At 71.5% G+C, this 23,794-nt stretch carries 21 protein-coding genes; 15 read left to right on the top strand and 6 right to left on the bottom strand.

Annotated elements, in window-relative coordinates; genetic code table 11:
• Position 1 precedes the first annotated feature (1 nt).
• The 4 genes from ACFWZH_RS17840 to ACFWZH_RS17825 form a co-directional block, all read right to left on the bottom strand.
• Positions 2–1,126: a 12-oxophytodienoate reductase gene (locus ACFWZH_RS17840; RefSeq protein WP_384431312.1), complete on the bottom strand. Its 1,125-nt coding sequence runs from the start codon at positions 1,124–1,126 to the stop codon at positions 2–4.
• A gap of 103 nt (positions 1,127–1,229) precedes the next feature.
• The gene (locus ACFWZH_RS17835) at positions 1,230–2,198 is read right to left on the bottom strand and encodes a zinc-binding alcohol dehydrogenase family protein (RefSeq protein ID WP_384431310.1); all 969 of its coding nucleotides are present in this window, start codon (positions 2,196–2,198) and stop codon (positions 1,230–1,232) included.
• Between the two features lie 62 nt (positions 2,199–2,260).
• Positions 2,261–3,478 carry a PP2C family protein-serine/threonine phosphatase gene (locus ACFWZH_RS17830; protein WP_384431307.1) on the bottom strand — a complete coding sequence of 406 codons (1,218 nt, stop codon included), beginning with the start codon at positions 3,476–3,478 and terminating at the stop codon, positions 2,261–2,263.
• 105 nt (positions 3,479–3,583) lie between these two features.
• The gene (locus ACFWZH_RS17825; RefSeq protein WP_384431304.1) at positions 3,584–4,393 is read right to left on the bottom strand and encodes an S-methyl-5'-thioadenosine phosphorylase; all 810 of its coding nucleotides are present in this window, start codon (positions 4,391–4,393) and stop codon (positions 3,584–3,586) included.
• A 385-nt stretch (positions 4,394–4,778) separates the two neighbouring features.
• On the opposite strand from ACFWZH_RS17825, the gene ACFWZH_RS17820 reads away from it, so the two are divergent.
• From ACFWZH_RS17820 to ACFWZH_RS17800, 5 genes are all read left to right on the top strand, one after another.
• Positions 4,779–5,984, top strand: a complete 1,206-nt coding sequence (locus tag ACFWZH_RS17820) for a cytochrome P450 (RefSeq protein WP_384431301.1) — start codon at positions 4,779–4,781, stop codon at positions 5,982–5,984.
• Positions 5,985–6,173: 189 nt separating this feature from the next.
• Positions 6,174–7,238: a type III polyketide synthase gene (locus tag ACFWZH_RS17815; protein WP_384431298.1), complete on the top strand. Its 1,065-nt coding sequence runs from the start codon at positions 6,174–6,176 to the stop codon at positions 7,236–7,238.
• A gap of 173 nt (positions 7,239–7,411) precedes the next feature.
• The gene (gene dnaK, locus ACFWZH_RS17810) at positions 7,412–9,304 is read left to right on the top strand and encodes a molecular chaperone DnaK (RefSeq protein ID WP_384431295.1); all 1,893 of its coding nucleotides are present in this window, start codon (positions 7,412–7,414) and stop codon (positions 9,302–9,304) included.
• Positions 9,301–9,942 carry a nucleotide exchange factor GrpE gene (gene grpE, locus ACFWZH_RS17805; protein ID WP_384431292.1) on the top strand — a complete coding sequence of 214 codons (642 nt, stop codon included), beginning with the start codon at positions 9,301–9,303 and terminating at the stop codon, positions 9,940–9,942. The genes dnaK and grpE overlap by 4 nt, the downstream gene beginning before the upstream one ends.
• 247 nt (positions 9,943–10,189) lie before the next feature.
• Positions 10,190–10,954 carry a GNAT family N-acetyltransferase gene (locus tag ACFWZH_RS17800; RefSeq protein ID WP_384431289.1) on the top strand — a complete coding sequence of 255 codons (765 nt, stop codon included), beginning with the start codon at positions 10,190–10,192 and terminating at the stop codon, positions 10,952–10,954.
• A 95-nt stretch (positions 10,955–11,049) separates the two neighbouring features.
• Here ACFWZH_RS17800 and ACFWZH_RS17795 read toward each other — a convergent pair whose 3' ends face one another.
• On the bottom strand, positions 11,050–11,811 hold the full coding sequence (locus tag ACFWZH_RS17795) for a thioesterase II family protein (RefSeq protein WP_384431286.1): 762 nt from the start codon (positions 11,809–11,811) through the stop codon (positions 11,050–11,052).
• A 1,102-nt stretch (positions 11,812–12,913) separates the two neighbouring features.
• Between ACFWZH_RS17795 and ACFWZH_RS17790 the strand changes: the two genes are divergently transcribed.
• The 10 genes from ACFWZH_RS17790 (at position 12,914) to ACFWZH_RS17745 (ending at position 23,100) form a co-directional block, all read left to right on the top strand.
• Positions 12,914–13,651, top strand: a complete 738-nt coding sequence (locus ACFWZH_RS17790; protein ID WP_384431283.1) for a thioesterase II family protein — start codon at positions 12,914–12,916, stop codon at positions 13,649–13,651.
• Positions 13,642–13,773, top strand: coding sequence for a hypothetical protein (locus tag ACFWZH_RS17785; RefSeq protein ID WP_384431280.1), 132 nt, complete (start codon positions 13,642–13,644; stop codon positions 13,771–13,773). The genes ACFWZH_RS17790 and ACFWZH_RS17785 overlap by 10 nt, the downstream gene beginning before the upstream one ends.
• Positions 13,773–15,143 (top strand): crotonyl-CoA carboxylase/reductase, encoded by a 1,371-nt coding sequence (gene ccrA / locus ACFWZH_RS17780; protein WP_384431277.1) that lies wholly within the window; start codon positions 13,773–13,775, stop codon positions 15,141–15,143. Before ACFWZH_RS17785 ends, ccrA begins: the two co-directional genes overlap by 1 nt.
• Before the next feature lie 102 nt (positions 15,144–15,245).
• Positions 15,246–16,229, top strand: a complete 984-nt coding sequence (locus ACFWZH_RS17775; RefSeq protein WP_384431274.1) for a response regulator transcription factor — start codon at positions 15,246–15,248, stop codon at positions 16,227–16,229.
• Between the two features lie 152 nt (positions 16,230–16,381).
• Positions 16,382–16,849, top strand: a complete 468-nt coding sequence (locus tag ACFWZH_RS17770) for an acyl-CoA thioesterase (protein ID WP_384431271.1) — start codon at positions 16,382–16,384, stop codon at positions 16,847–16,849.
• Positions 16,850–16,872: 23 nt separating this feature from the next.
• Entirely contained in the window at positions 16,873–18,426 is a 1,554-nt protein-coding gene (locus ACFWZH_RS17765; protein WP_384431268.1) for a class I adenylate-forming enzyme family protein, read from the top strand.
• 84 nt (positions 18,427–18,510) lie between these two features.
• Complete coding sequence (locus tag ACFWZH_RS17760; RefSeq protein WP_384431265.1) at positions 18,511–19,728, top strand: MFS transporter; 1,218 nt, start codon at positions 18,511–18,513, stop codon at positions 19,726–19,728.
• Positions 19,729–19,758: 30 nt separating this feature from the next.
• On the top strand, positions 19,759–20,394 hold the full coding sequence (locus tag ACFWZH_RS17755) for a disulfide bond formation protein DsbA (protein WP_384431262.1): 636 nt from the start codon (positions 19,759–19,761) through the stop codon (positions 20,392–20,394).
• Positions 20,395–20,529: 135 nt separating this feature from the next.
• Complete coding sequence (locus tag ACFWZH_RS17750) at positions 20,530–21,990, top strand: lyase family protein (RefSeq protein ID WP_384431259.1); 1,461 nt, start codon at positions 20,530–20,532, stop codon at positions 21,988–21,990.
• Positions 21,991–22,110: 120 nt separating this feature from the next.
• Positions 22,111–23,100 carry a LysR family transcriptional regulator gene (locus ACFWZH_RS17745; protein WP_384431256.1) on the top strand — a complete coding sequence of 330 codons (990 nt, stop codon included), beginning with the start codon at positions 22,111–22,113 and terminating at the stop codon, positions 23,098–23,100.
• Positions 23,101–23,102: 2 nt separating this feature from the next.
• Here ACFWZH_RS17745 and ACFWZH_RS17740 read toward each other — a convergent pair whose 3' ends face one another.
• The gene (locus ACFWZH_RS17740) at positions 23,103–23,585 is read right to left on the bottom strand and encodes a flavin reductase family protein (RefSeq protein WP_384431253.1); all 483 of its coding nucleotides are present in this window, start codon (positions 23,583–23,585) and stop codon (positions 23,103–23,105) included.
• Positions 23,586–23,794 lie beyond the last annotated feature (209 nt).

Here is a 23,794-nt window from a genome sequence, read left to right as displayed (position 1 = left end):
CTCACCACAGCGTGTCGAGCAGGGCCGCGTCGTACGCGATCGCCTCGTCGAGCCGGCCGCCGAGGGCCTTGGCCGGCCAGTCGGGGTCGGCGACGAGGGCACGGGCCACGGCGACCAGGTCGAACTCGTCGCGCTCCAGACGGTCCAGCAGGAGGTCGATCCCGGTGGCCCCGGACCGCTGGGTCCGGCTCCGCGGGTCGGAGAACTCCTTGTCGAGGCCGACGGATCCCACGGTCAGCACGGCCCGGCCGGTCAGCTTCTTGACCCACCCCGCCAGGTTCAGCTCGCTGCCGCCGAACTCCGGCAGCCAGTAGCGGCGGGTGGAGGCGTGGAAGGCGTCCACCCCGGCCGCGGCGAGCGGGGTGACCAACTGCTCCAGCTCTTCGGGGGTCTCGGCGATCCGGGCCTGATAGTGGCCGGTCTTCCACTGGGAGAGCCGGAAGACGACCGGGAAGCCGGGCGAGACGGCCGCGCGCACCGCGGCGACGACCTCGGCGGCGAAGCGGGCGCGGGAGGCCGGGGCGCCGCCGTAGCCGTCGGTACGGCGGTTGGTGCGCGACCACAGGAAGTTGTCTATCAAGTAGCCGTGGGCGCCGTGGAGTTCGATGCCGTCGAAGCCGGTGCGCTCGGCGGCCGCGGCCGCCTCGGCGAAGGCCCGGATCACCGCGTCGATGTCCCGCGGCGTCATCGCGGTGCCGTGGGGGCGGCCGTCTAGACCCACCGCGGACGGGCCCTCGGCGGGGACGCCGGCCGGCAGGCTCCCGGGGCCGCGCGACACCCCCGTGTGCCACAGCTGCGGCATGATGCGGCCGCCCGCACGGTGGACCTCGTCGACCACCCGGGCCCAGCCGGCCAGCGCCTCCTCGCCGTAGAAGTGCGGTACGTCGTGGTAGGCGGCCGCGGCCTCGCGGCCGATGAAGGTGCCCTCGGTGATGACCAGCCCCGCCCCGCCGGCCGCCCGGCGCGCGTAGTAGGCCGCCACGTTCTCGCCGGGCACCCCACCCGGTGAGAAGCACCGGGTGACGGGCGCCATGGCGATCCGGTTCCGGAGGGTGAGAGCCCCGAGGGTGAACGGTCGTCCCAGCAGCCGTGCGGCTCGTGAGTCCTCGTACGTCGTCATCGCCATGGCGCGCTCCTCAGGTGCGGCAACTCATCGTCTCGAAATAAGCATAAGCCAAACACCTCTTTCTTGATCGTATGTCGTTCCGCACCCCCCGCACGGCCGCGAGTCACCTTCGAGGACGGAGGACCAACTTCCCCTTCGTCCGGCGGGCGAGCAGGTCCTCATGCGCGTCGCGGGCCCGCGCGAGGTCGTACTCCGCACCGACCAGCGGCCGCAGCCGACGCCGCGCCGTGAGGTCGAGCAGTTCCTCGAGTGCCGGGCCACCGGCCCCGTCGCGGGCGAGGAGCGGGATGAGCCAGAAGCCGGCGACGGTGAGGCTCTCCAGCGCGAGGCGGCCCGGCGCGATGGCGGAGGCGGCCTGCCGCGACGAGGCACCGTAGGTGACCAGCCGCCCGAGGTACCCGAGCGCGCCCAGGGCGGAGTCGAGGACCGGGCCGCCGACGGCGTCCAGGACGACGTCGACCGGGCGGCCGCGATTGGCGTCGAGGACCCGCTCGCGGTAGCCCTCCGCCGCACCGTCGATCGCCACGTCCGCGCCGAGCTCCAGGGCGAAGGCGCGCTTGTCCTCGGACGACGCCGTGGCGATGATCCGCCCCGCCCCGAACTCCCGGGCCAGTTGGACGGCGAGGCTGCCCGTTCCGCCCGCGGCGGCATGGACCACCACGCTCTCGCCGGGAGCCATACGAGCGGCCGACCGCAGCAGGTGCCATGCCGTCAGGCCCTGTACGAGCAGGGCCAGCGCCTCACCCGCGGTCACCCCCTCCGGCACCTCGACCAGGTCACGGTCGGCCACCACCGCCTTCTCGGCGTATCCCCCCTGCGGCAGATAGCCCAGCACCCGCCGGCCGTCCGGGGTCCGGCCGACGACCTCCAGACCGGGAATGCGCGGGAGCGACCCCTTCGGCGCGTACGGGCCGTCGGTGTGCTCGCCCGCGATCTGCTTGATGTCCCCGAAGTTGACGCCCGCGGCGGCCACTTCGACCAGCGTCCGGCCCGGCCCCGCCACCGGGTCCGGCACCTCGGCCTCCGCCAGGACTTCCGGACCGCCGAACCGCTCGAACCGCATGGCGCGCATGAGTGCCCTCCCAGATGTCGGACTGACCGCCGTTCCGTCGCCAAACTACGTGGCGTACGAAATCAGTGCGGTCGGCCGTCGCTCCCGGCGGTGTGCGGTGCGATCGTCAGGATGGCGACGTCGTCGTGGAACACGCGGGTGTGCAGCGGCAGATCCGTGTTGAGGAAGTCGACCACGTCGCCCGGGCCGGGCGCGGGCCGGTCGGCGAAGCCGTGGCGGAGGCGGTCGAGGAGCGGGTAGAAGGCGCCGGTGTGGTCACGGGCCTCGATCAGGCCGTCGGTGCACAGCAGGAGGACGTCACCGGGGGCGAAGGGGTGGGTGTAGGCGACGGGTGCTTCGTCGGCCAGGGTGGCCAGCCCCAGCGGCAGGGCGGGCGGTCCGGTGAGGGCCGTCACCGCGCCGCCGGAGATCAGGACCGGTTCGATGTGCCCGTGGTTGACGATCGTCACCAGGCCGGCGGGCGCGTCGTACTCGACCAGGGCGGCGGTGACGAACAGTTCGTCGTCGCGGATCTCCTGGGCCTCGCGGGCCAGGCGCCGTTCCAGACGCGCCGCTACGGACAGCAGGTCCCCCTGGTCGTAGGCGGCCTCGCGGAAGCTGCCGAGGGTGTCGGCGACGGTGCGTACGGCCTTGAGTCCCTTGCCGCGGACGTCCCCGATGATGGCGCGCTCACCGGCCGACGTGGCGAGGATGTCGTAGAGGTCGCCGCCGACCATGGTGCCGACCTCGCCGGCCCGGTAGAGACCGGCCGCGAGGACGTTGCCCACCTGGTGCGGCACGGGCCGCAGCAGGGTCCGCATCAGGGCTTCGGCCACCGAGTTGGCGCGGACCAGATGCCGCTCCTGGCGCTGGCGGTGGGCGGCCAGCGCCATGCCGAGGGCGCCGACCAGCCCGGTGGCGACATACGCGGCGACGTGGTGGTTCTCCCACAGCTGGTGGAGGTTGTGGCCCGTGCAGCACGGGGTGCCGGCCACCACACCCAGCAGCACGACGGCGAAGACCGTGACCAGGCCGACGCCGACCGGACCGAGGGTGTAGGCGGCGACCACCGGCAGTGCGATCAGCAGGAAGCTCACCGCCCACTTCGTGGGGGTCACCGTTTCGAGGAGCATGACGAACACGACGTAGGCGAGCGGCAGCCAGCGCATCCACGCGGGCGGGCGGGGCACCTCGAAGCCGCTGTTCTCCACCATCGGCGCGCAGCCGTCGGCCGGCCGGTCGCGGTCCGGCCGGCGGTCGCGGTGTATCCGTTCGAAGACCGTCTCACCCGATCTGTTCACTCACGGACTCCCGGTACGACCGTGCACAAGGGCCACAGCCTCGCGCGCCCGAACGGCCCCGCCCGGCCATTACGCCATCAGCGGCATGTCACACGGCGTGTCCCGTCAGGGCAGCGGGAAGGGGAGGGTCATGCCGGTGAGCGAGCCGGGGCAGGCGCAGGAGCGCTCCTCGGGGAGGCGGCCGAGGGCTTCGAGGACGAGGCCGCGCAGGCGCTCGGTGTTCTGGGCGAAGACGGTGAAGACCTCCTCCTGGGAGACGCTCCGGCGGGCGTCGACGCCCGCGTCGAGGTCGGTGACCAGGGCCACCGCGGTGTAGCAGAGCGCGAGTTCACGGGCGAGTACGGCCTCGGGGTGCCCGGTCATGTTGACCAGCGACCAGCCCGCGGCGGCGTACCACTGCGACTCGGCCCGGGTGGAGAAGCGCGGCCCCTGGACCACGACCATGGTGCCGCCGTCGGTCGCCTCGGTGCCGGTCGCGGCGGCCGCCGCCAGCACCGCCCGCCGGCCGTGCGCGCAGTAGGGGTCGGCGAACGAGACATGCACCGCGCCCTGCTCGTAGAAGGTCTGCGCACGCCCGCTCGTGCGGTCCACCAGCTGGTCGGGGACGACGACGGAGCCGGGACCCAGTTCAGGACGGAGCGAGCCGACCGCGCACGGGGCGAGGATCCGCCGGACGCCCAGCGAGCGCAGCGCCCACAGGTTCGCGCGGTAGTTGATGCGGTGCGGGGGTACGGCGTGACCGCGTCCGTGGCGGGGCAGGAAGGCGACCCGGCGGCCGCCGGCCGGGCCCAGGGTGATCGCGTCGGACGGCGCGCCGTAGGGGGTGTCGACGGTGACGCGTTCGGCGTCCGCGAGCAGCTCGTAGAAGCCGCTGCCGCCGATGACGGCGAACTCGGCGGTGGGGGTGGTGGTCATATGTCCTGTCCCGCTGCGACATGAAGTCGCTCCACATTAGTGGAGCACATGCGCCGGGAGGTCGTATCGCAACCTCTCTTGGGGCATCGGGGCCCGCGGGCGCCGGGAGCGGATCGGCACCCTTTGGTACTCCGCTCGGTAACCGGCCGGCGGGCGAGGCAGAAATCAGCACGGCCGGCAACTCGGCAAAGAATGTGAAAAACAAGGAGTGCGAAGGGTTTCGTTTCCGGCCGGGACCCGGTGTCGGCGGGAAAAGGGACCCACCACCCGTTCGGCGCATCGGAACCGACGCCGGGCCGCCCCGGCATCTCACGCTTCACGATAATGAGATCGCAAGTGGTGTCAAAAAAACTGGTGTCAAAACCTCTGACGTCGGGAGTTCAACATGGAATCCGGATCCAAGGTCTGGAACTGTCCCTTCGACTACGCCGAGGCCCTTGAATTCGATCCGACGCTCAAGCGTCTGCTGACCGAAGAACCCGTCGCACGCATCAAGCTGCCGTACGGGGAGGGCGAGGCCTGGCTCGTCACGCGGTACGACGACGTCCGCACCGTGACGACCGACCGGCGCTTCAGCCGCCATGCCGTCATCGGCCACGACTTCCCCCGCATGACGCCGGAGCCGATCGTCCAGGACGAGGCGATCAACGTGATGGACCCGCCCGCCAGCAGCCGCCTGCGGAGCCTGGTGTCCAAGGCGTTCGCCCCGCGCCAGGTGGAGCGCATGCGCGCTCGTACGCAGCGGGTCGTGGACGAGCTGCTGGACGGGATGGAGCGGCACGGGTCGCCGGCCGACCTGATGGAGTCCCTGGCCTCCCCGCTGCCCCTGACGACGATCTGCGAGGTCCTCGACATCCCCGAGGCCGACCGCGCCCAGCTGCGCGCCCACGCCCGGACGATGATGGACGTCGGCCTCGACAACAAGGACAACGCCGTACGGGCCAAGGCCGAGATGCGGGCGTACTTCGCGACGCTGACCGCGCAGCGGCGCCAGAACCCCGGTGACGACCTGATCAGCGCCCTGGCCACGGCGCGGGACGGCGACGAGCTCCTCGACGAACGGGAACTGACCGTCATGGCCATGGTGCTGCTCATCACCGGCCAGGACACCACCACCTACGAGATCGGCAACCTCGCCTACACGCTGCTCACCCGGCCCGCGGAGCTGGAGAGGGTGCGCTCGAACCCCGAGACGCTCCCGCAGGCGATGGAGGAGATGCTGCGGTTCATTCCCTTCCGCAAGGGCGTGGGCATCCCGCGGGTCGCCCTGGAGGACGTGGAATTGAGCGGGGTGAAGATCCGGGCCGGGGACATCGTGCATGTTTCGTATCTGACGGCAAATCGGGACGCCGCGAAATTCGAGCGGCCCGACGAGCTGGACCTGGAACGCCAGGGACCGTCCCATATGACGTTCGGCTGGGGCGGGCACCACTGCCTGGGCGCCCCGCTGGCCGTCACGGAGCTCGAAGTCGCCCTCAGCGCCCTCCTGGAGCGTTTTCCGGAGCTGCGGCTGGCCAAGCCGGCCGACGAAGTGCCCTGGAACAAGACCTCGATCTGGCGCTATCCGGTGGAGCTGCCGGTCAGCTGGTGACGGTGCGCCACAGGCGGGCATGCGGATTTTGCCCGCCTGGCTTACCGTTGGTGTTCGACCAGTTGGCCCATCTGGACAAGGAGAGTTCATCCCTCGGGGAGAGTTCCTTCTTCGAAGGCAGGCCCGCCGAATCGAATTGAGCACAGGGATGTGCACTGGCGGACCACGGTCTGCAAGGAGTGGAATCCCATGGCAGTTCTGTGCAAACCAGCGATAGCCGTCCCCGAATACGTCATCACCCAGGAAGACACCCTCGAACTGGCCCGGCGGCTGCACAAGGACCATACGCAGCTGAAACTGGTGCTCCGACTGATCGAGCACACCGGCGTCCTCACCCGGCATCTGATCCAGCCGATCGACAAGGTCCTCAAGCACCCGGGTCTCGACGCCCGCAGCGAGGTCTACGAAGAGGAGTCCAAGGCCCGCGTCCCCGCCGTGGTGCGCCAGGCACTGGACCAGGCCGAGCTGGAGGCACGGCAGATCGACCTGATCGTCTACGTCTCCTGCACCGGCTTCATGATGCCGGCGCTGACCGCCTGGCTCATCAACACGCTGGGCTTCAGGTCGGAGACCCGCCAGATGCCGATCGCGCAGCTCGGCTGCGCGGCGGGCGGCGCGGCGATCAACCGGGCGCACGACTTCTGCACGGCGTACCCGGACGCCAACGTGCTCATCGTGGCCTGCGAGTTCTGCTCGCTGTGCTACCAGCCCACCGACCTGGGCGTGGGGTCGCTGCTGTCGAACGGCCTCTTCGGTGACGCGGTGGCCGCCACCGTGGTCCGCGGCAAGGGCGGCAAGGGCGTCCGCCTGGAGCGCAACGGCTCGTACCTCATCCCGCACACCGAGGACTGGATCTCCTACGCGGTGCGGTCCACCGGATTCCACTTCCTGCTGGACAAGCGGGTGCCGGGCACCATGGAGCCGCTCGCCCCGGCCCTGCGCGCGGTCGCGAAGGAGCAGCAGTGGGACGCGGGCAACCTGGACTTCTACCTCGTCCACGCCGGCGGCCCGCGCATCCTGGACGACCTCAGTCGCTTCCTGGAGGTGCCGCCTGAGGCGTTCCGCTTCAGCCGGGCGACGCTGACCGAGTACGGCAACATCGCCAGCGCGGTGATCCTCGACGCCCTGGGCAGGATGTTCGACGAGGAGTCCTCCCGTGAGGGCCACCGCGGCCTGCTGGCCGGCTTCGGTCCCGGTATCACCGCGGAGATGTCGCTGGGCACCTGGACCTCGACTCCGGAAGCATCGGAGTGACCGTCACGGCCGGTCACCGCGCACACCGCGAAATCCGCCGTCGGCCGCGTGTCCAGATGTCGCAAACCAGGACATCTTGACACGCGGCACGGCGCGATCTATCCAGAGGGTGGAGGCGGTGCTCTCTCCATACCAGCAGGTGAGAGGGCCTGCGGCCAGGTAAGGAGAGGACCATGACACGTGCAGTGGGTATCGACCTCGGGACGACGAACTCGGTGGTCAGTGTGCTGGAGGGCGGTGAGCCCACGGTCATCGCCAATGCCGAGGGCGCCCGCACCACTCCGTCGGTGGTCGGGTTCTCCAAGGGCGGCGATGTGCTCGTGGGGGAGATCGCCAAGCGGCAGGCCGTGACCAACATCGAGCGCACCGCGCGGTCGGTCAAACGCCACATGGGCGACGCCGAGTGGCGCTTCCCCGAAGGAGGCGGGGACATCGACGGCCGGCGCTTCACCGCCCAGGAGATCTCCGCGCGGGTGCTGCAGAAGCTCAAGCGCGACGCCGAGCAGTACCTGGGCGAGGACGTGACGGACGCCGTCGTCACGGTGCCGGCGTACTTCAACGACGCGCAGCGCACCGCCACCAAGGAAGCGGGCGAGATCGCCGGGCTGAAGGTGCTGCGGATCGTCAACGAGCCCACCGCCGCCGCCCTGGCCTACGGCCTGGACAAGGAGAACGACCAGACGATCCTGGTCTTCGACCTCGGTGGCGGCACCTTCGACGTGTCGCTGCTGGAGATCGGCGAGGGCGTGGTCGAGGTGAAGGCCACCAACGGTGACACGCACCTGGGGGGCGACGACTGGGACCAGCGGATCGTCGATCACCTGACCAAGCAGTTCAAGAACGCGTACGGCATCGATCTGTCCCAGGACAAGATGGCCACCCAGCGGCTGCGGGAGGCGGCCGAGAAGGCCAAGATCGAGCTGTCCGCCGCCACCGAGACGACGATCAACCTGCCGTACCTGAGCGCGTCGGCCGAGGGCCCGCTGCACCTGGACGAGAAGCTCACCCGCTCGCAGTTCGAGCAGCTGACCGCGGACCTTCTGGAGCGCTGCAAGACGCCGTTCCACAACGCGGTCAACGATGCCGGGATCAAGGTCTCCGACGTCCATCATGTGATCCTGGTCGGCGGCTCGACCCGGATGCCGGCGGTGACCGAGCTGGTCAAGGAGCTGACCGGCAAGGACCCGCACAAGGGCGTCAACCCCGACGAGGTCGTCGCCATCGGCGCCACCCTCCAGGCCGGTGTCCTCAAGGGCGAGGTCAAGGACGTCCTGCTGCTGGACGTCACCCCGCTGTCCCTCGGTATCGAGACCAAGGGCGGCATCATGACCAAGCTCATCGAGCGCAACACCACGATCCCGACCAAGCGCTCGGAGATCTTCACCACCGCCGAGGACAACCAGCCCTCCGTGCAGATCCAGGTCTTCCAAGGTGAGCGCGAGATCGCGGTCTACAACAAGAAGCTCGGGATGTTCCAGCTGACGGGTCTGCCGCCGGCCCCGCGCGGCGTCCCGCAGATCGAGGTCTCCTTCGACATCGACGCCAACGGCATCATGCACGTCACCGCGAAGGACCTGGGCACCGGCAAGGAGCAGAAGATGACCGTCACCGGCGGCTCCTCGCTGCCGAAGGACGACATCGACCGGATGGTCCGCGACGCCGAGCAGTACGCGGAGGAGGACCGCCGCAGGCGGGAGGCCGCCGAGACCCGCAACCAGGCCGAGCAGCTGGTCTACCAGACCGAGAAGTTCCTCAAGGACAACGAGGACAAGGTCCCCGGCGACATCAGGACCGAGGTCGAGGCGGCCGTCGGCGAGCTGAAGGAGAAGCTCAAGAGCGGGTCCGCCGAGGGCGAGGGCACCGCGGAGATCCGCACCGCCACCGAGAAGCTCGCGGCCGTCTCCCAGAAGCTCGGCCAGGCCATGTACGCCGACACCCAGGCCGCGCAGGCCGCCGCGGGCGGCACCGGGGGCGCTGCCGCCGGCGGGCAGCAGGCCGGGGCCGAGGACGACGTCGTGGACGCCGAGATCGTCGACGACGACAAGAAGGAGGGAGGCTCCCGATGAACCGCCCGCCCCACGTCCACGGCCCTGCCCGCCCGCGGCTGGCACTCGTCGGACGCGGGCCGCAGGACGGCCCCGCCGTGCTCCCCTCGCGCACCGCCACCACCGGCGAGGAGCGGACCGCCACCGGGCCGCCAGCTTCGTCCGACGCCGCGGCGAGCGCCGAACTGCGCGAACGCACGGCCGACCTGCAACGGCTCAAGGCCGAGTACGACAACTACCGCAAGCGGGTCCGCCGCGACCGCCAGGCCGTCGCCGAGATCGCCGTGGCCAATGTGCTGGGCCGGCTGCTGCCCGTGCTCGACGCGCTCGCCGAGGCCGCCGAGCGGGGCGAGGTGACCGGCGGCTTCCGGCGCGTCGCCGACGCCCTGGAGACCGAGCTGGCGGCGCTGGGACTGCAGCCCGTCGCCCGGCCCGGCGCCCCCTTCGACCCCCACGTCCACGAGGCCCTCACCTGTACCCGCACCGACCGGGTCGGGGGCCCCACCTGCTCCGCGGTCGTCCGGCAGGGCTACCGGGTCGGCGGGCAGCTCCTGCGCCCCGCCCAGGTGACCGTCGCCGCACCACCGGACCGGGACACGTCCGGCAGGCCGGGGCCGGGTCCGCGGGGCGGCAACCCGCCCTGTGCCAGGGTGCGTTGAGATCCGCCGGGGCCGCGGGCGGTGCGGGGCGGACCGCCCGCGCCGCTGTGTGAGCGTCCGGCCCGCGAGCGGCGCATTTGCCCCGGACCTGGGGCGGTGTGCGACAGTGGTCGGCCCGGTCGGCCGGGCCCGCCGCGCGCGCAGCCGCTGCCGGGCTCCCCTACCGCATACCGACGGCTCCGGCCGCGCCTCGTGCGCGGCGGGAACCGGCTCCCGTACGTGTCCCCTACGTCCTTCCCAGAGAGCGATGCAGGCAACGACCCTCGTCCCCCGGACCGCCGACCTGTTCGACCAGGGGCTGGAGCGCCAGGCCGGCTCCGCCCTGCTGCGTTTCGGCGCCGCGCGGCAGCGCCCGGCCGACCGGATCAGCTGGTCCGGCGACGGCGCCGCCGCCTGGCTCGACGGCCCCCGCGGCCACGTATGGAGCGTCGGCTCTCCGGACGCCGCCGCCGGACTGGTCCTGCGCGCCGCACACGGGCTCGCCGGCGGTGTGCGGGAGTTCACCGGCCCGCGCGGCACCGACGCCCTGGTCGGCCGCCACCTGGCGGTGGCCGACGCCGTCGAGTGGGTCTTCCGCTGGACGCTGGAGGAGCCGCCGGTCCAGCGGGGCGAGGAGCGGGTGGCCGCGCTCGACGAGACCCACCACGAGGAGCTCTTTTCCTTCCTCACCGAGCACAGCCCGGCCCACTCCACCGGCCCCGGCTCCTCGGGGGTCAGCCTGTGGGCCGGCATCCGCGACGACGCCGACGGGCGGCTGGTGGCCTGCGGCGCCCTGAGCAGTCTGCGGGACAGCGGCGCCCCGCTGATGGCGTCCGTCGCCACCGACGCCGCGTTGCGCGGCCAGGGCCTCGGCGCCGCGCTGACCGCCTGGCTGACCCGGCTCGCCGTACGACGGCACGGGTTCTGCACCCTGTGGCAGCTCGCCGACAACGCCCCGGCCGAACGCCTCTACACCCGCCTCGGATACCGCAACGAGGACCCCTGCGTGGCCGCCCGCATCGGCACGCCCTGAGGCTGTCCGACGTACGCGACGGCCACGACGTCGCACGGGAGCACCCGCGCGATCACGCCCGCCTCCCGACCCGGTCCCGCAGTCGGTGCGGCGCGCTACGCGCCTGCGGTGGACAGCAGTTGGCCGGATATCTCGCGGACGACGGCGTCGCTGTGCTCGTTGAGGTAGAAGTGGCCGCCGCGGTAGGTCTTGAGGTCGAACGCCCCGGTGGTGTGGGTGGCCCACGCACGGGCCTCCTCGGCCGTCACCCGGGGGTCGGCGTCACCGATCAGGGCGGTGACCGGGCAACTGAGGCCGGGGCCGGGCACATAGCGGTAGGTCTCGGCGGCCTTGTAGTCGCCGCGGAGGGCCGGCAGGACCATGCTGCGCATCTCGGGATCCCTCAGCAGCTGCGCGTCGGTGCCGCTGAGCTCCTCGACGTCGCGGATCAGCCGGTCGTCGCTCTGCCGGTGCACGAACTCGTCCCGGTGCGCGGACGGCGCCCGCCGCGCGGAGGCGAACAACACGACCGGGACGACGCCGTGTTCGTGCTCCAGCGTCCGGGCGACCTCGAAGGCGACCGAGGCGCCCATGCTGTGCCCGAACAGGGCCAGCGGGCGGTCGGTCCACGGGAGCAGCCGGGGGACGACCTGACGGGCCAGCTCGGGGAGGGAGTCGATGCACGGCTCCTTGCGGCGGTCCTGGCGGCCGGGGTACTGGACGGCCAGGACGTCGACACGGGGGGCCAGGGCCGCCGAGACCGGGAAGTAGAAACCGGCCGCGCCACCGGCGTGCGGGAGGCAGACCAGGCGGGTGCCGGCTCCCGGTGCCGGGTGGAAGCGCCGCACCCACAGGCCGTTGTCCTCGGTGGTGTTCATCGACCGCAACTCCTTTGTTTCTTCGCTCACTCGGACTGCTCGGGTCAGCCAGGTTGCCGACACGGCGCACGGTGGAATTCGTGTGCGCCGGGCGCCTGGGCGGTGTCCGATGGTTCAAACCCTAGAGGGGGATCCCGGAAGGCCGCGGTGAGCGGCGTACAAGGCCGCGCCGTGGAGTGTACGTTCCGTGCATGAGTGGCGCGCCGTGTTTATCGAAACCGCGCACGCCGCGGCCGGACACCCACGCCGCATCCGGCATCGCGCGGGGTGTCCGCCGACCCTCCGGTATTTTTCGAAAGCTTGACTGCAATTTTTTGCACATCGTCCGGCGGATAAACGCCGTCGGGCGTGAGGTGAAATTTTCTGCAGATGCATCGGAGTGCAATTCTCTGCAGGTGAGCAGCTTCACCACGGCTCCCACCTGCTGCGTTCCGACTGACAATGCATCAGGCCGCAATAATCTTGACGACATTACGGAGCCGAAGATAACTTCGGGGCTGCCGCAAGCCGCACGATCTTGTGGGGCGGCGCGGCCGATGGGGGTGGCTGACGTGAAGCCGGCCCGGGCGCGCGCGCTCGGGCCGGCCCGCGCGGCCCAAGCGGCGAGTCCGTGGCTACGGGGTTAATGGGGGAAGGCGTGACGGGGGTGCGGGACGGGGTGGACACCCCGCTGGCGTGTGTGCCACAGGGCATGGCCCACCACTACGGAAACCGCTTTCCACTCAACGGGTTTCTGCACGTTACACATTTCTTTTCCACGCCTGATGCGGCCGCCTTTTCGACCGTCGCCGCAATTTCCGCACCTGGCCGCGCCGCCGGTGGCCGGCGCACCTGATCACCAGAACTCGACGGGGGATTTGAAATGAACTCGGCCGACTGCTGACACCTGCGAGAAGCGCTGCCCTGCGAGGTAACCGAACTACCCCGCAGCATGTTCCCCCCTACCTCCCCTGAGCGGCGACGCCGTCCTGGTCACCAGGCTCGCCGCATGGCTGCGGGAGACCTGTCGGATCCCGCTGGAGGCCCGGGAGGTCTTCACCGCCCCGACCGTGCCGGGCCTGGCCGAACCGACCGACCTCCGACTGAAGGAAGGCGAGCACTGATGGCTGCCACCTCACCCTGGCTGGTGTGCCGGCAACGGCGCCCGGAGGCCTACCTGCGCCTGTACTGCTTCCCGCCCAGCGGCGGTTCGCCGGGCGAGTACGTGCGCTGGGCCGACGACCTGCCGGACGCGGAGGTCTGGGGCATCCAGCCTCCCGGGCGCGGGATGCGGGTGACGGAGAGGGAGCCGCCGCCGGCCTCGATCACCGAGTTCGTCGACGGGCTCATCGCATCGGTCGACTTCACCGGTCCCTTCGTGTTCTTCGGGCACAGTCTCGGCGGGCTCACCGCCTTCGAGACCGCCCGCGCGCTGCGCGCCGCGGGCCGGCCGCTGCCCGAGCGCCTGGTGCTGTCCGCGTACCCCGCGCCGCACCTGCCGCACCCCCGCAGCCCGCTGCACAAGCTGAGCGACGACGAGCTGCTCGTGGCCGTCAGCAAGCGCTACGGCGGACTGCCGGCGGCCCTGCTGGAGGACCCCGAGCTGGTGCGGCTGGTCCTGCCCGCCTACCGGGCCGACTTCACCATCTTCGAGACCTACCAGCACGTCCGTCAGGAGCCGCTGGACATCCCGATCCACGTCCTGGGCGGGGAGAGCGACCTGGCGTCGCCGTTCCTTCCCCAGTGGCAGGAGCACACCACGGCGGACTTCACCGTGGAGCTGTTCCCCGGCGGACATTTCTACCTTCGCGACCAACCGCAGGAATTCCTGAACACGCTGAGGAAGCTGATATGCCCTTGAGTGTCCTGATGGAGATGAGCCGCGGCCGGCTCCCCTGGGACCGGTTACGCGCCCTGGACACCCGTGCCCGGATCGGTGAGGACCGCCTGCAGGCCGTCCGCGCCGCGGACGGGGGCAGGTGATGGAGCAGCTGGCGGCGGCTCTCCTGGAGTCCGGCGAGCCGGGTGGCCCCGAGCTGTCCGCGCGGGACGTCGCGGCGCTTCCGGTGCCCGGTTCCTACCGTGCGGCGACGCTCCTGAAGTCGGACGCGCAGCTGTTCGCCGGGATGAGCAGCGAGAGCAAGGACCCGCGCAAGTCGCTGCACGTGCGGGAGGTGCCCACGCCCGAACTCGGGCCGGGCGAGGCGCTGGTGGCCGTCATGGCCAGTTCCGTCAACTACAACACCGTATGGTCGTCGATCTTCGAGCCGGTGCCGACGTTCACCTTCCTGGAGCGGTACGGGCGCAGCTCACCGCTCGGGCGCCGGCACGACCTGCCCTATCACGTGCTCGGCTCGGACCTGGCCGGCGTGGTGCTGCGCACCGGGCCGGGGGTCAACGCCTGGAAGCCGGGCGACGAGGTCGTCGCGCACTGCCTGTCCGTCGAGCTGGAGTCGCCGGACGGGCACGACGACACGCTGCTCGATCCCGAACAGCGCATCTGGGGGTTCGAGACCAACTTCGGCGGGCTCGCCGAGCTCGCGCTGGTCAAGTCCAACCAGCTGATGCCCAAGCCCCGGCATCTGACCTGGGAGGAGGCCGCCGCTCCGGGCCTGGTGAACTCCACCGCCTACCGGCAGCTGGTCTCCCGCAGCGGTGCCGACATGAAACAGGGCGACAACATCCTGATCTGGGGTGCGAGCGGCGGGCTGGGCAGTTACGCGACCCAGCTGGCGCTCGTCGGCGGCGCCCACCCGGTCTGCGTGGTCTCCAGCCCGCAGAAGGCGGAGCTGTGCCGCTCGATGGGGGCCGAGGCGATCATCGACCGCGCCGCCGAGAACTACCGGTTCTGGGAGGACGAGCACACCCAGGACCCCAAGGAGTGGCGCCGGTTCGGTTCCAGGATCCGCGAGTTGACCGGCGGGGAGGACGTCGACATCGTCCTCGAGCACCCGGGCCGGGAGACCTTCGGCGCCTCCGTCTACGCGGCCCGCAAGGGCGGCACCATCGTCACCTGCGCGTCGACCTCGGGCTACCGGCACCAGTTCGACAACCGCTACCTGGGGATGTCGGTGAAGCGGATCATCGGCTCCCACTTCGCCAACTACCGCGAGGCGTGGCAGGCCAACCGCCTGGTCTGCAAGGGCCGGATCCATCCGACCCTGTCGCGGGTCTATCCGCTGGAGGAGGCCGGGCAGGCCGCCTACGACGTCCACCGCAACCTCCACCACGGCAAGGTCGGCGTCCTGGCCCTCGCCCCTCGGGAGGGACTGGGGGTGCGGGACCCGGAGACGCGCGCGCGTCACCTGAGTGCCATCAACCGCTTCCGCACCCCCACCGCCGCGCCCGTGTGAACCACTGCTTTCCGCTCAACTGAACAGGACCGCCGGGCCCCTGTCCGCCGGCTGACGGACGGTCCGGACTGTCGCTCTGCGCACGTTGAAGAGAGGTATCCAGTGACTGGCAGACAGCAGGTCAAGGAATTACTACGCCATCCCGAACGCCGCGTCGGCCCGACGATCGAGAGCATCGCCGGACCGCCCACCAGAGGAGAACTGGCCGACCAGCACCCCGGTGCCGAGTACTTCGAGCTGGCCGAGAGCCTGTTCCGGACCGCCCGCAAGGAAGTGCTGCTGGTCAACGGCCAGATGAACGGGTTCCGCCGGGAGGACATCGATCGCTTCCGGGGAAGCATCGCCGCCCTGGGCGAGCGGTCGATCGCCCTGTCCGTGATCTGCCACCCCGACGAACTCGACGGGCACGGCCGGCAGGAGTTCCTGCGGCGGATCGGCCGGGAGCACGGGGCGCAGACCCGGATCAGCACCGTGGACCTGCGCGGGATGCTGGTCATCGACCGCAGGCGCGCCCTGATGTGGCCGGCCAAACACGGCCGCGACTGCCTCCTGGTGCACTCCCCCGTCATCGTCGAACCGCTGCTGACGCTGCTCGACGCCAGCTGGGACAGCGCCTGCGACCTGGAGACGTTCGTCCGCTACCACCAGAACATCCTGGACGAGAAGACCCCGCAGATACTGCGGCTGCTCGGGTCGGGGCGCAAGGACGAGGTCGCCGCCCGCCAGCTCGGCGTCTCGGTGCGGACCTACCGCCGGCATGTCGCGAGCCTGATGGAGATGCTGGGGGCCGAGTCCCGGTTCGAGGCGGGGGTGAAGGCGGCGGCGCTCGGGCTCATCGACGTCGACATCCGCGGTGGCACTCCCAGTGGCACTCCCCGTCCCGCCGCGCCGCCGGGGCGCGGGGCCGTGCCGGTGGTCCCCCACCAGCGCAGCGTCCTCGGCTCCGGTGCCGCCCCGGAGGTCGGCGGCGACCGCGACCCGGCCGACGAGCAGCTCGGCTGCGCCGGCGCGCCCCTGGCCGTGGGGCGGCCCCGTCGTGGTGGCAGCCCGACGGCGCCCTGGGCGGCCCGCTGGTGCCCAAGGTGATCCCGCCCCGCCCCCGCCCACGGCGATGGCAGCTTGCTGCCTTGCGGGCGGGGGCGGGGCGGGCCCGGCCTACGCTTCCCTGGAGGTGTTCCCCCGAGGGGTTTCCCCTGCGGGGCAGGGCGCAGACGACGCGACGGAAGTGATCCGGGACCGTGCACACCACAGCTGCCGACGATGCGACGCCGATGTTCGCGCGGGACAAGACCATCTGGTTCCACCACTGCGACCCGGCCGGCATCGTGTTCTATCCGCAGTACCTGCTGCTGATGAACGAGATTCTCCAGGAATGGTTCGAAGCCGGACTGCGGACCGACTACGCGGGGCTGTTCCAGAAGCGGCGGCTCGGCATTCCGACCGTGCGGCTGGAATGCGACTTCCTCGCGCCGAGCCGGCTGGGTGACACCGTGCGCTTCAGCCTCGCGGTGCACCAGATCAAGACCAGCTCGTTCCACCTGGCGTTCTCGTGCACCGGCGCCGACCCGGCCGACGTACGCGCGCGGATCAAGGCCGTTCTGGTGTGCATGTCGCTCGATTCCCACCGGCCGGTGCCGATTCCCGACGACATCCGGACCGCGATGCGGGACTGGCTGGTCCCGGCGGCCGACGCGGCGACCACGTGACAGGGGAAGGACGAGAGCGAGAGATGGCAGACGAACTGATGCTCACCGAGGGCATGGGAGCGGGCAACTTCTTCCGCACCGCGGCCGCCGCCGGCACGATCGCCGGCAAGAGCGTCATCGAGCTGGACAAGGACTACCACCACCCCGAAGGCCACACCGTCCGGGCGTTCACCCTCGCCGAACTCGACGCGCTGACCGACCGGGTGGCCGCCGGGTTCCAGCGCGACGGCATCGGGCCCAAGGACCCGGTGGCGCTCTTTCTGGACGAGAGCGTGCGCTATCTGATCCACTACATCGCCCTGACGAAGATCGGCGCCATTCCGGTATTCCTCAACAGCCTGCTTCCGCCGGACATCGCGGCCACGTTCATCACCCGGGTCGGGGCGGTGGCGGTGGTCTGCGACGGCAGGCTCGACAAGGGGGCACTGGACCTCCCCTTCTACGACGCCGACCCGTATGCCGCCGAACCCTTCCGGGTGTTCACCCACGCCGACAACGACCCCGTCCTGATCGCGCACACCTCCGGTACCACCGGTGTGCCGAAGGCCGTCCAGTTCAACCACCAGGGCTTCTTCTTCGGCATCAGGCAGCAGATCGGCGCGGAGCTCGGCGCGCGCGTGCTGTCCGCGCTCCCGCAGAGCCATGCGTCGGCGATCTCGGTGCTGATGTCCTGCGTGGCCCGCGGCTGCCGGGTGCAGCTGAGCACCGGGCGTGAGCCGGAGGGCCTGGCGGGACGCATCGAGGAGTTCCGGCCTGAACTGGTCGCCGCCTTCCCGAAGGTCTTCGTCGACCTGTGCCGGCTGGACCTGGACGACTACGACTTCGGGTCGGTCGCCCGCTGGATGTCCACCGGTGACGCCAACCACGAACGGCACATCCGACGGCTCGTCCGGCTGGGCAACCACCGCGACCGCAGCGGGACCATGACCCCCGGCTCCCTGTTCATCGACAACTTCGGCTCCTCGGAGTTCGGCTTCGCGATGTTCCGGCAGGTCCACTCGCCGGCCACCGACCGCTACGGCCGGTGCATAGGGCGGCCCTTCGACTGGATCGACGCCCAGGTCTTCGACGACACGGACACGCCGGTGGCGCACGGCACCGTGGGGCGGCTCGCGCTGAAGTCCCCCACCGTCACCGCGGGTTACTGGAACAACTCGCTGCTGAGCGAGAAGAACCGGGTGCGGGGCTACTGGCTCACCGGTGACCTCGCCTACCGCGACGAGGAGGGCCGCTTCTACCACGTCGACCGCACCTCCGACAGCATCACCACTCCACGCGGCACGATCTACAGCTGCCAAATCGAGGAGTTGATTTTGCGTCAGATTCCGGAGGTCTTCGACTGCTCCCTGGTGCACACCTCCGCGACCGGCTCGGCGCCGCGGCGCCTGGTCCTCACCGTCGACCTGTCCGAGGCCGGCACCGACCTGGAGGAGCTGCGCACCCGGATCAACGCGGCGCTGTCCCAGGCGCGGTTCCCGGTCGTCGACCGGCTCGTGGTCAAGGAGTCCGACGACCACGTCGGCATGACCGGCAAGGCACTCAAGCGCACCATGCGGGACGCCTACCAGAGCGTGTGACACCTCCGCCCGCCCGGGCGCGCCGCCCACCCCCCTACGGCGCGCCCGGGCCATTTCCGTAAGCCAGGTAAGGAAAGAAGCACTATGCCGACACCCAAGCTGCGCACCCGGGTGGGCAGCGCGCACGCCAGGCCCGCGCCCCGGACGGCGGCGGCCTGGACGGTCACGTACATCGTGTTCACCTTGCTGCTCGGGGGGACCGTGCCCACCCCGATGTACGCGCTGTACGCGCAGCGGCTCGCGCTGTCGCCGGTCACGGTCTCGGCCGTCTTCGCCGCCTTCGCGGTCGGCGCGCTGTCCTCCCTGGTGCTGTTCGGCTCGCTGTCCGACCAGATCGGACGGCGGGCGACGATCGCTCCGGCGCTGTGCCTGGCCGTGTGCAGCTGTGTGACCTTCGCGCTCTCCCCCACGCTTCCCGGGATCATCGCCGGGCGCCTGCTGTGCGGCCTGTCGGTGGGCCTGGCCAACGGCGCCGCCACCGCCTACCTCGGCGAACTCCTCCAGGACCGCGGGCGGGCGGCGCTGACGTCGTCGGCCGCCAACATGCTGGGCCTGGGTGTGGGGGCGCTGCTGTCCGGGGCGCTGGTGGAGTACGTCCCCGCGCCGCTGACCGTCTCCTACCTGGTGCTGGGCGGCCTGCTGCTGCCCGGCTTCGCGCTGCTGCTGCTCCCCGAGACGGTGCGGCGGGAGGGCAGGGCGCGCTTCCGGCCACAGCGGCTCGGGGTTCCGGCGGAGATGCGGTCGGTGTTCACCGCCATGGCGGTCGCGGTCTTCGGGGCCTTCGCCCTGCTGGGGCTGCTCGCGGCGCTGGCCGGCAAGTTCCTCACCAGCGGGCTGCACATCGACAGCCATCTGATGGTGGGGGTGGTCGCCTTCAGCGCGTTCGGCTCCGCGGGGCTCGCCCAGCTGCTGGGCGCCCGGCTGGCGCCGCGGGTGGGCTCCGTGCTCGGCATGGTGGCGGTCCCGGTCGGGCTGGGGCTGTTCGTGGCCGCGCTGCCGGCGGCCTCCCTCGCCCTGTTCCTGGCGGGGTCGGTGATCGGCGGTGCGGGCAGCGGTCTCGCCTTCCGCGCGGGCCTGGCCCTGGTGTCCCACCAGGCGCCGCCCGACCGGGTGGGCCAGGTCGTCTCCAGCTACTTCGCCGCCGCGTACCTGGGCCTGACCCTTCCGGTCCTCGGCATCGGCGTGCTGGTCACGGAGCTGCCGATGCTCACCGCGGCCGTGGTCTTCGCCGTCATCATCAGCCTGCTCGCCGCCCTCAGCATCACGGTCACCGTCGCGACCCGGACCAGGGCGGTGGCCTGACCGGACCCCGAGCATCAGAGAGGACACCTCATGTCTGACAGCGGCACGACCACCGTGGACTTCTGGTTCGACCCCATCTGCCCGTGGGCGTGGATGACCTCACGCTGGATGCGGGAGGTGGAGCGGCTGCGGCCGGTGCGGGTCCGCTGGCGGGTGATGAGCCTGTCGGTGCTCAACGAGCACCGGCTCGACGATCTCCCGGAGCGCTACCGCGAGATCGTACGGACGGGCTGGGGCCCGGTGCGGGTGTGCACCGCCGCCGAGCAGAAGCACGGCGCCGAGGTCCTGGGGCCCCTGTACACCGCGCTGGGCACCCGGCTCCACCCCGGGGGAATGCCGCGCGACCGGGCGACGCTCGCCGCGGCGCTGGAGGAGGCGGGCCTGCCCGCCGACCTGGCGGACGCGGCGGACACCGACGCCTTCGACGGCGCGCTGCGCGCCTCCCACCGCGAGGGGATCGAACTGGTGGGCCAGGAGGTGGGCACCCCGGTGATCGCGGTACCGGGCGCGGACGGCGGGCGGATCGCCTTCTTCGGGCCGGTGGTCACCCCGGCGCCCAAGGGCGAGGCGGCGGCCAGGCTGTGGGACGGAACGCTGCTGGTCACCTCGGTACCGGGCTTCTACGAGATCAAGCGGAGCCGGGAGGCCGGCCCGGTCTTCGACTAATGCGAGAGGTATGCAACAGCAACTTGACACGTTTGACCGGAAACCGGCAACAAGCTGCCGCCCACGGCGATCACACCGCGCACGGCGCGCACAGTGGGATCGACCAGTGCACGGATCCCAGGGAGGGCGCGGCGCATGACCGACACCACATCCGTCACCGCGGGCGCCGCCGCGGCGGCGCCCGGCGAGACCGACGCGGGGCTGCTCTCGCCGGTGCGGGCCGGCACCCCCGTCGAGGGCGTGGTCGGCGACCGGGCCTGGCTGCAGGCGATGCTGGACGCGGAGGCGGCGCTCGCCAGGGCCCAGGCGAGCGTCGGCGTGGTACCGGCCGGCGCCGCCGCCACGATCACCGACACCGCGCGGGCGGAGCTGCTGGACCTGCGCGCCATCGCCCTCGCGGCGCGCGAGACCGCCAATCCGGTGGTGGGTCTGGTCGCCGCCTTCACCCGTGAGGTCGCCGCCAGGGACCCACAGGCGGCCGAGTACGTACACCGCGGCTCGACCAGCCAGGACATCCTCGACACCGCGTGCATGCTGGTGGCACGCCGGTCCCTGGGCCTGATGCGCGCGGACCTGCGGCGCGCGGCCACGGCGCTCGCCCGCCTCGCGCTGCACCACCGCGCCACCCCGATGGCCGGCCGCACCCTCGCGCTGCACGCGGTGCCCACGACCTTCGGTCTGAAGGCCGCCGGCTGGCGGCAGTTGCTGCTGGACGCCGACGAACGCCTGCGGCGGCTCGTGGAGGACGGCGGCCTGCCGGTGTCGCTCGGCGGCGCGGCGGGCACCCTGGCCGGATACCTGGAGTACGCGCGGATCGACACCGCCGAGGCGGACGCGCGCCCGGGAATCCGGTCGTACGCCGGTGAGCTGACCGAGGCCTTCGCGCGGGAGACCGGTCTGGCCCGGCCTGCGCTGCCCTGGCACGCGCTGCGCACCCCCCTGGCGGATCTCGGCGCGGCGCTGGCGTTCACCGCGGCGGCCCTGGGCAAGCTCGCCGTCGACGTGCAGACCCTCACCCGGACCGAGGTCGCCGAGGTCGAGGAGGCGCCGGTGGCGGGCCGCGGCGCCTCCTCCGCCATGCCGCACAAGCACAATCCGGTCCTCGCCACGCTGCTGCGGTCCGCGGCCCTGCAGGTCCCGCCGATGGCGCTGGGGCTGACGCAGAGTCTGCTGTCGGAGGACGAGCGCTCCGCGGGCGCCTGGCACGCCGAATGGGAGCTGCTGCGCGAGTGCCTGCGGCTGACCGCCGGTGCCACGCACACCGCCGTCGAACTGGCCGAGGGCCTGCGCGTCAAACCGGAGCGGATGCTGCACAACCTCGGCCTGACCGGCAGCCGGATCGTCTCCGAACGCGTCGCGGCGGTCCTCGCGCCCCACCTCGGCAAGGCCGAGGCCAAGCGGGTACTGACCGACGCCTCGCGGCTGGCCGCCGAACGCGGCTGTTCGCTCGCCGCGGCCTTGATGACCCTCCCGCAGGTCGCCGACCACCTGGACCGCGCGGAGCTCACCGCGCTCACCGACCCGACCGCCTACACCGGTGCGGCCGCCGTCCTGGTGGACGGCGCGCTGGAGACCGGCCCGGCGGCAGCACGGTAGGGCGCGGCGCGACCTGCCGCACCGGCCGTGCGATGCGCCCCGCGCCCTTCGCCCCCCAAACCCCCAACCCCCCAACCCCCCACGACGACCATCTGCCCGGCTGAACACAGGGAGCCCCTCATGCCCTCCGTACGCGTCTCGGGACCGAACCGCCGCACCTCGCACGCCTCGCGCACACCGCAGGGGGCGGTGTGCAAAGAGGAGTCGGGGCCGCTCAACCCCGCGCTGCTGCGTACCTTCGTCGAGGTCTACCGCGCCGGTTCCTTCGGCAAGGCCGCCCACCGGCTGCACATCTCGCAGCCCGCCGTCACCCAGCAGATCCGCATGCTCGAGGAGCGGGTGGGGGTAGCGCTGTTCGTCCGGCACGCCACCGGATCGCGGCCCACACCGGCAGCCGAGTCCCTCGCCCGCGACGCCGAGGGCGCGGTCGACGCCCTCGACTTCGTCTTACAACGCTACTTCGGCACCGAAGGACCGGCCCGCCCACTGCGGCTGGGCGCCCCCAGCGACCTGATCAGCGACCGGATCCTGCCGGCCCTCGCCGACATGCTCAGGGACAGCGTGCAGCTGCACACCACGCTGGCGCTCTCCGACGCCCTGCTGTCCCAACTGGCCGCGGGAGAGCTGGACATCGTCATCGCGCGGGTGCGCCCCCGCCTGAAGGGGATCACCGCACTGCCCTTGTACGACGAGGAGTGCAGCCTGGTCGCCTCCCCCGAGACGGCGCGGGACCTGGCGCCGGTCCTCACCGCCGGCGAAGCACCCCACGTGCTGTCCGCCTACCCCCTGGTCGCCTTCGCCGAGTCCGTGCCGCTCATCGACCACTACTGGTGGTCGGTCTTCCACGCCCCGCGGTCCGCCGCACCCGACGTGGTGGTGCCCGACCACCGCGCGGTGCTCTCCGCCGTCCGGGCGTCGGTCGGCATCACCGTGGTCCCGACGTACCTGTGCGCCGACGACTTCGCCCGCGGCACGCTCGTCCCGCTGCTGAAACCCGAGATCCCGCCGATCACCACCACGTACCTGGCCACCCGCGAAGGGGACGTCTCCCGTCCGCAGGTCTCCGCCGCGCACGGCAAGCTGATCGCCTGCGGACGTACCTGGAACTGACCTCACGGGGCGGTCAGCCGCCAGTCGAGGGCGCGCCGGAAGTAGACCAGCGGCTCCCCCGGTCCGACGTCGCAGCCGGCGACGTGCCCGACCAGGATGGCGTGGTCACCGTGCTCGACGACCTTGGCCCGTACGCACCGCAGATACACCAGCGCGCCCTCCAGGCGGGGCACCGGTCCGTCCCACGACCAGTCCTGCCCGGCGAACTTGTGGTCGCCGCGGCCCGCGAACACCGAGGCGATCTCACCCTGCGCCGAGTGCAGCAGGTGGACCGCGAACTCCGGTGCGGCCAGGAGCGAGGCGTAGGAGCGGGCCCGCTGGCCGACGGCGAGCATGACCGACGGCGGGGCGGCGCTGTAGGAGCACAGTGAGGACACCAGCAGTCCGCACGGTGCGCCCGAGCGGTCGGCGGCGGTGACCACGGCGACGCCGGACGCGAGGCTGCTCATCGCGTCGAGGAACGTCTCGGGTGCCACGGCGGACATCCGGGAATCAAGCATTTTCACCACGCATTTCGTCGGCGGGAAAACCATGCGGCGCCACTTCGTGTATCGCAGGAAAAGGCGACCGCACCGGGGCGGGTCCACCGAAAGGCACCTTCACCGAAGGCACGTGCACCGAATGGCACGTTCACCGAATGGCACCTTCGCCGAATGGTGCCGCCGGCGGCCGCCGCTGCCGGGCGAGGAATCCC

Source organism: Streptomyces sp. NPDC059008 (assembly GCF_042749045.1).
GTDB lineage: Bacteria > Actinomycetota > Actinomycetes > Streptomycetales > Streptomycetaceae > Streptomyces.
The sequence above is the reverse complement of the archived record's forward strand: the minus strand, read 5'-3'. Positions and strand labels throughout refer to the sequence as shown.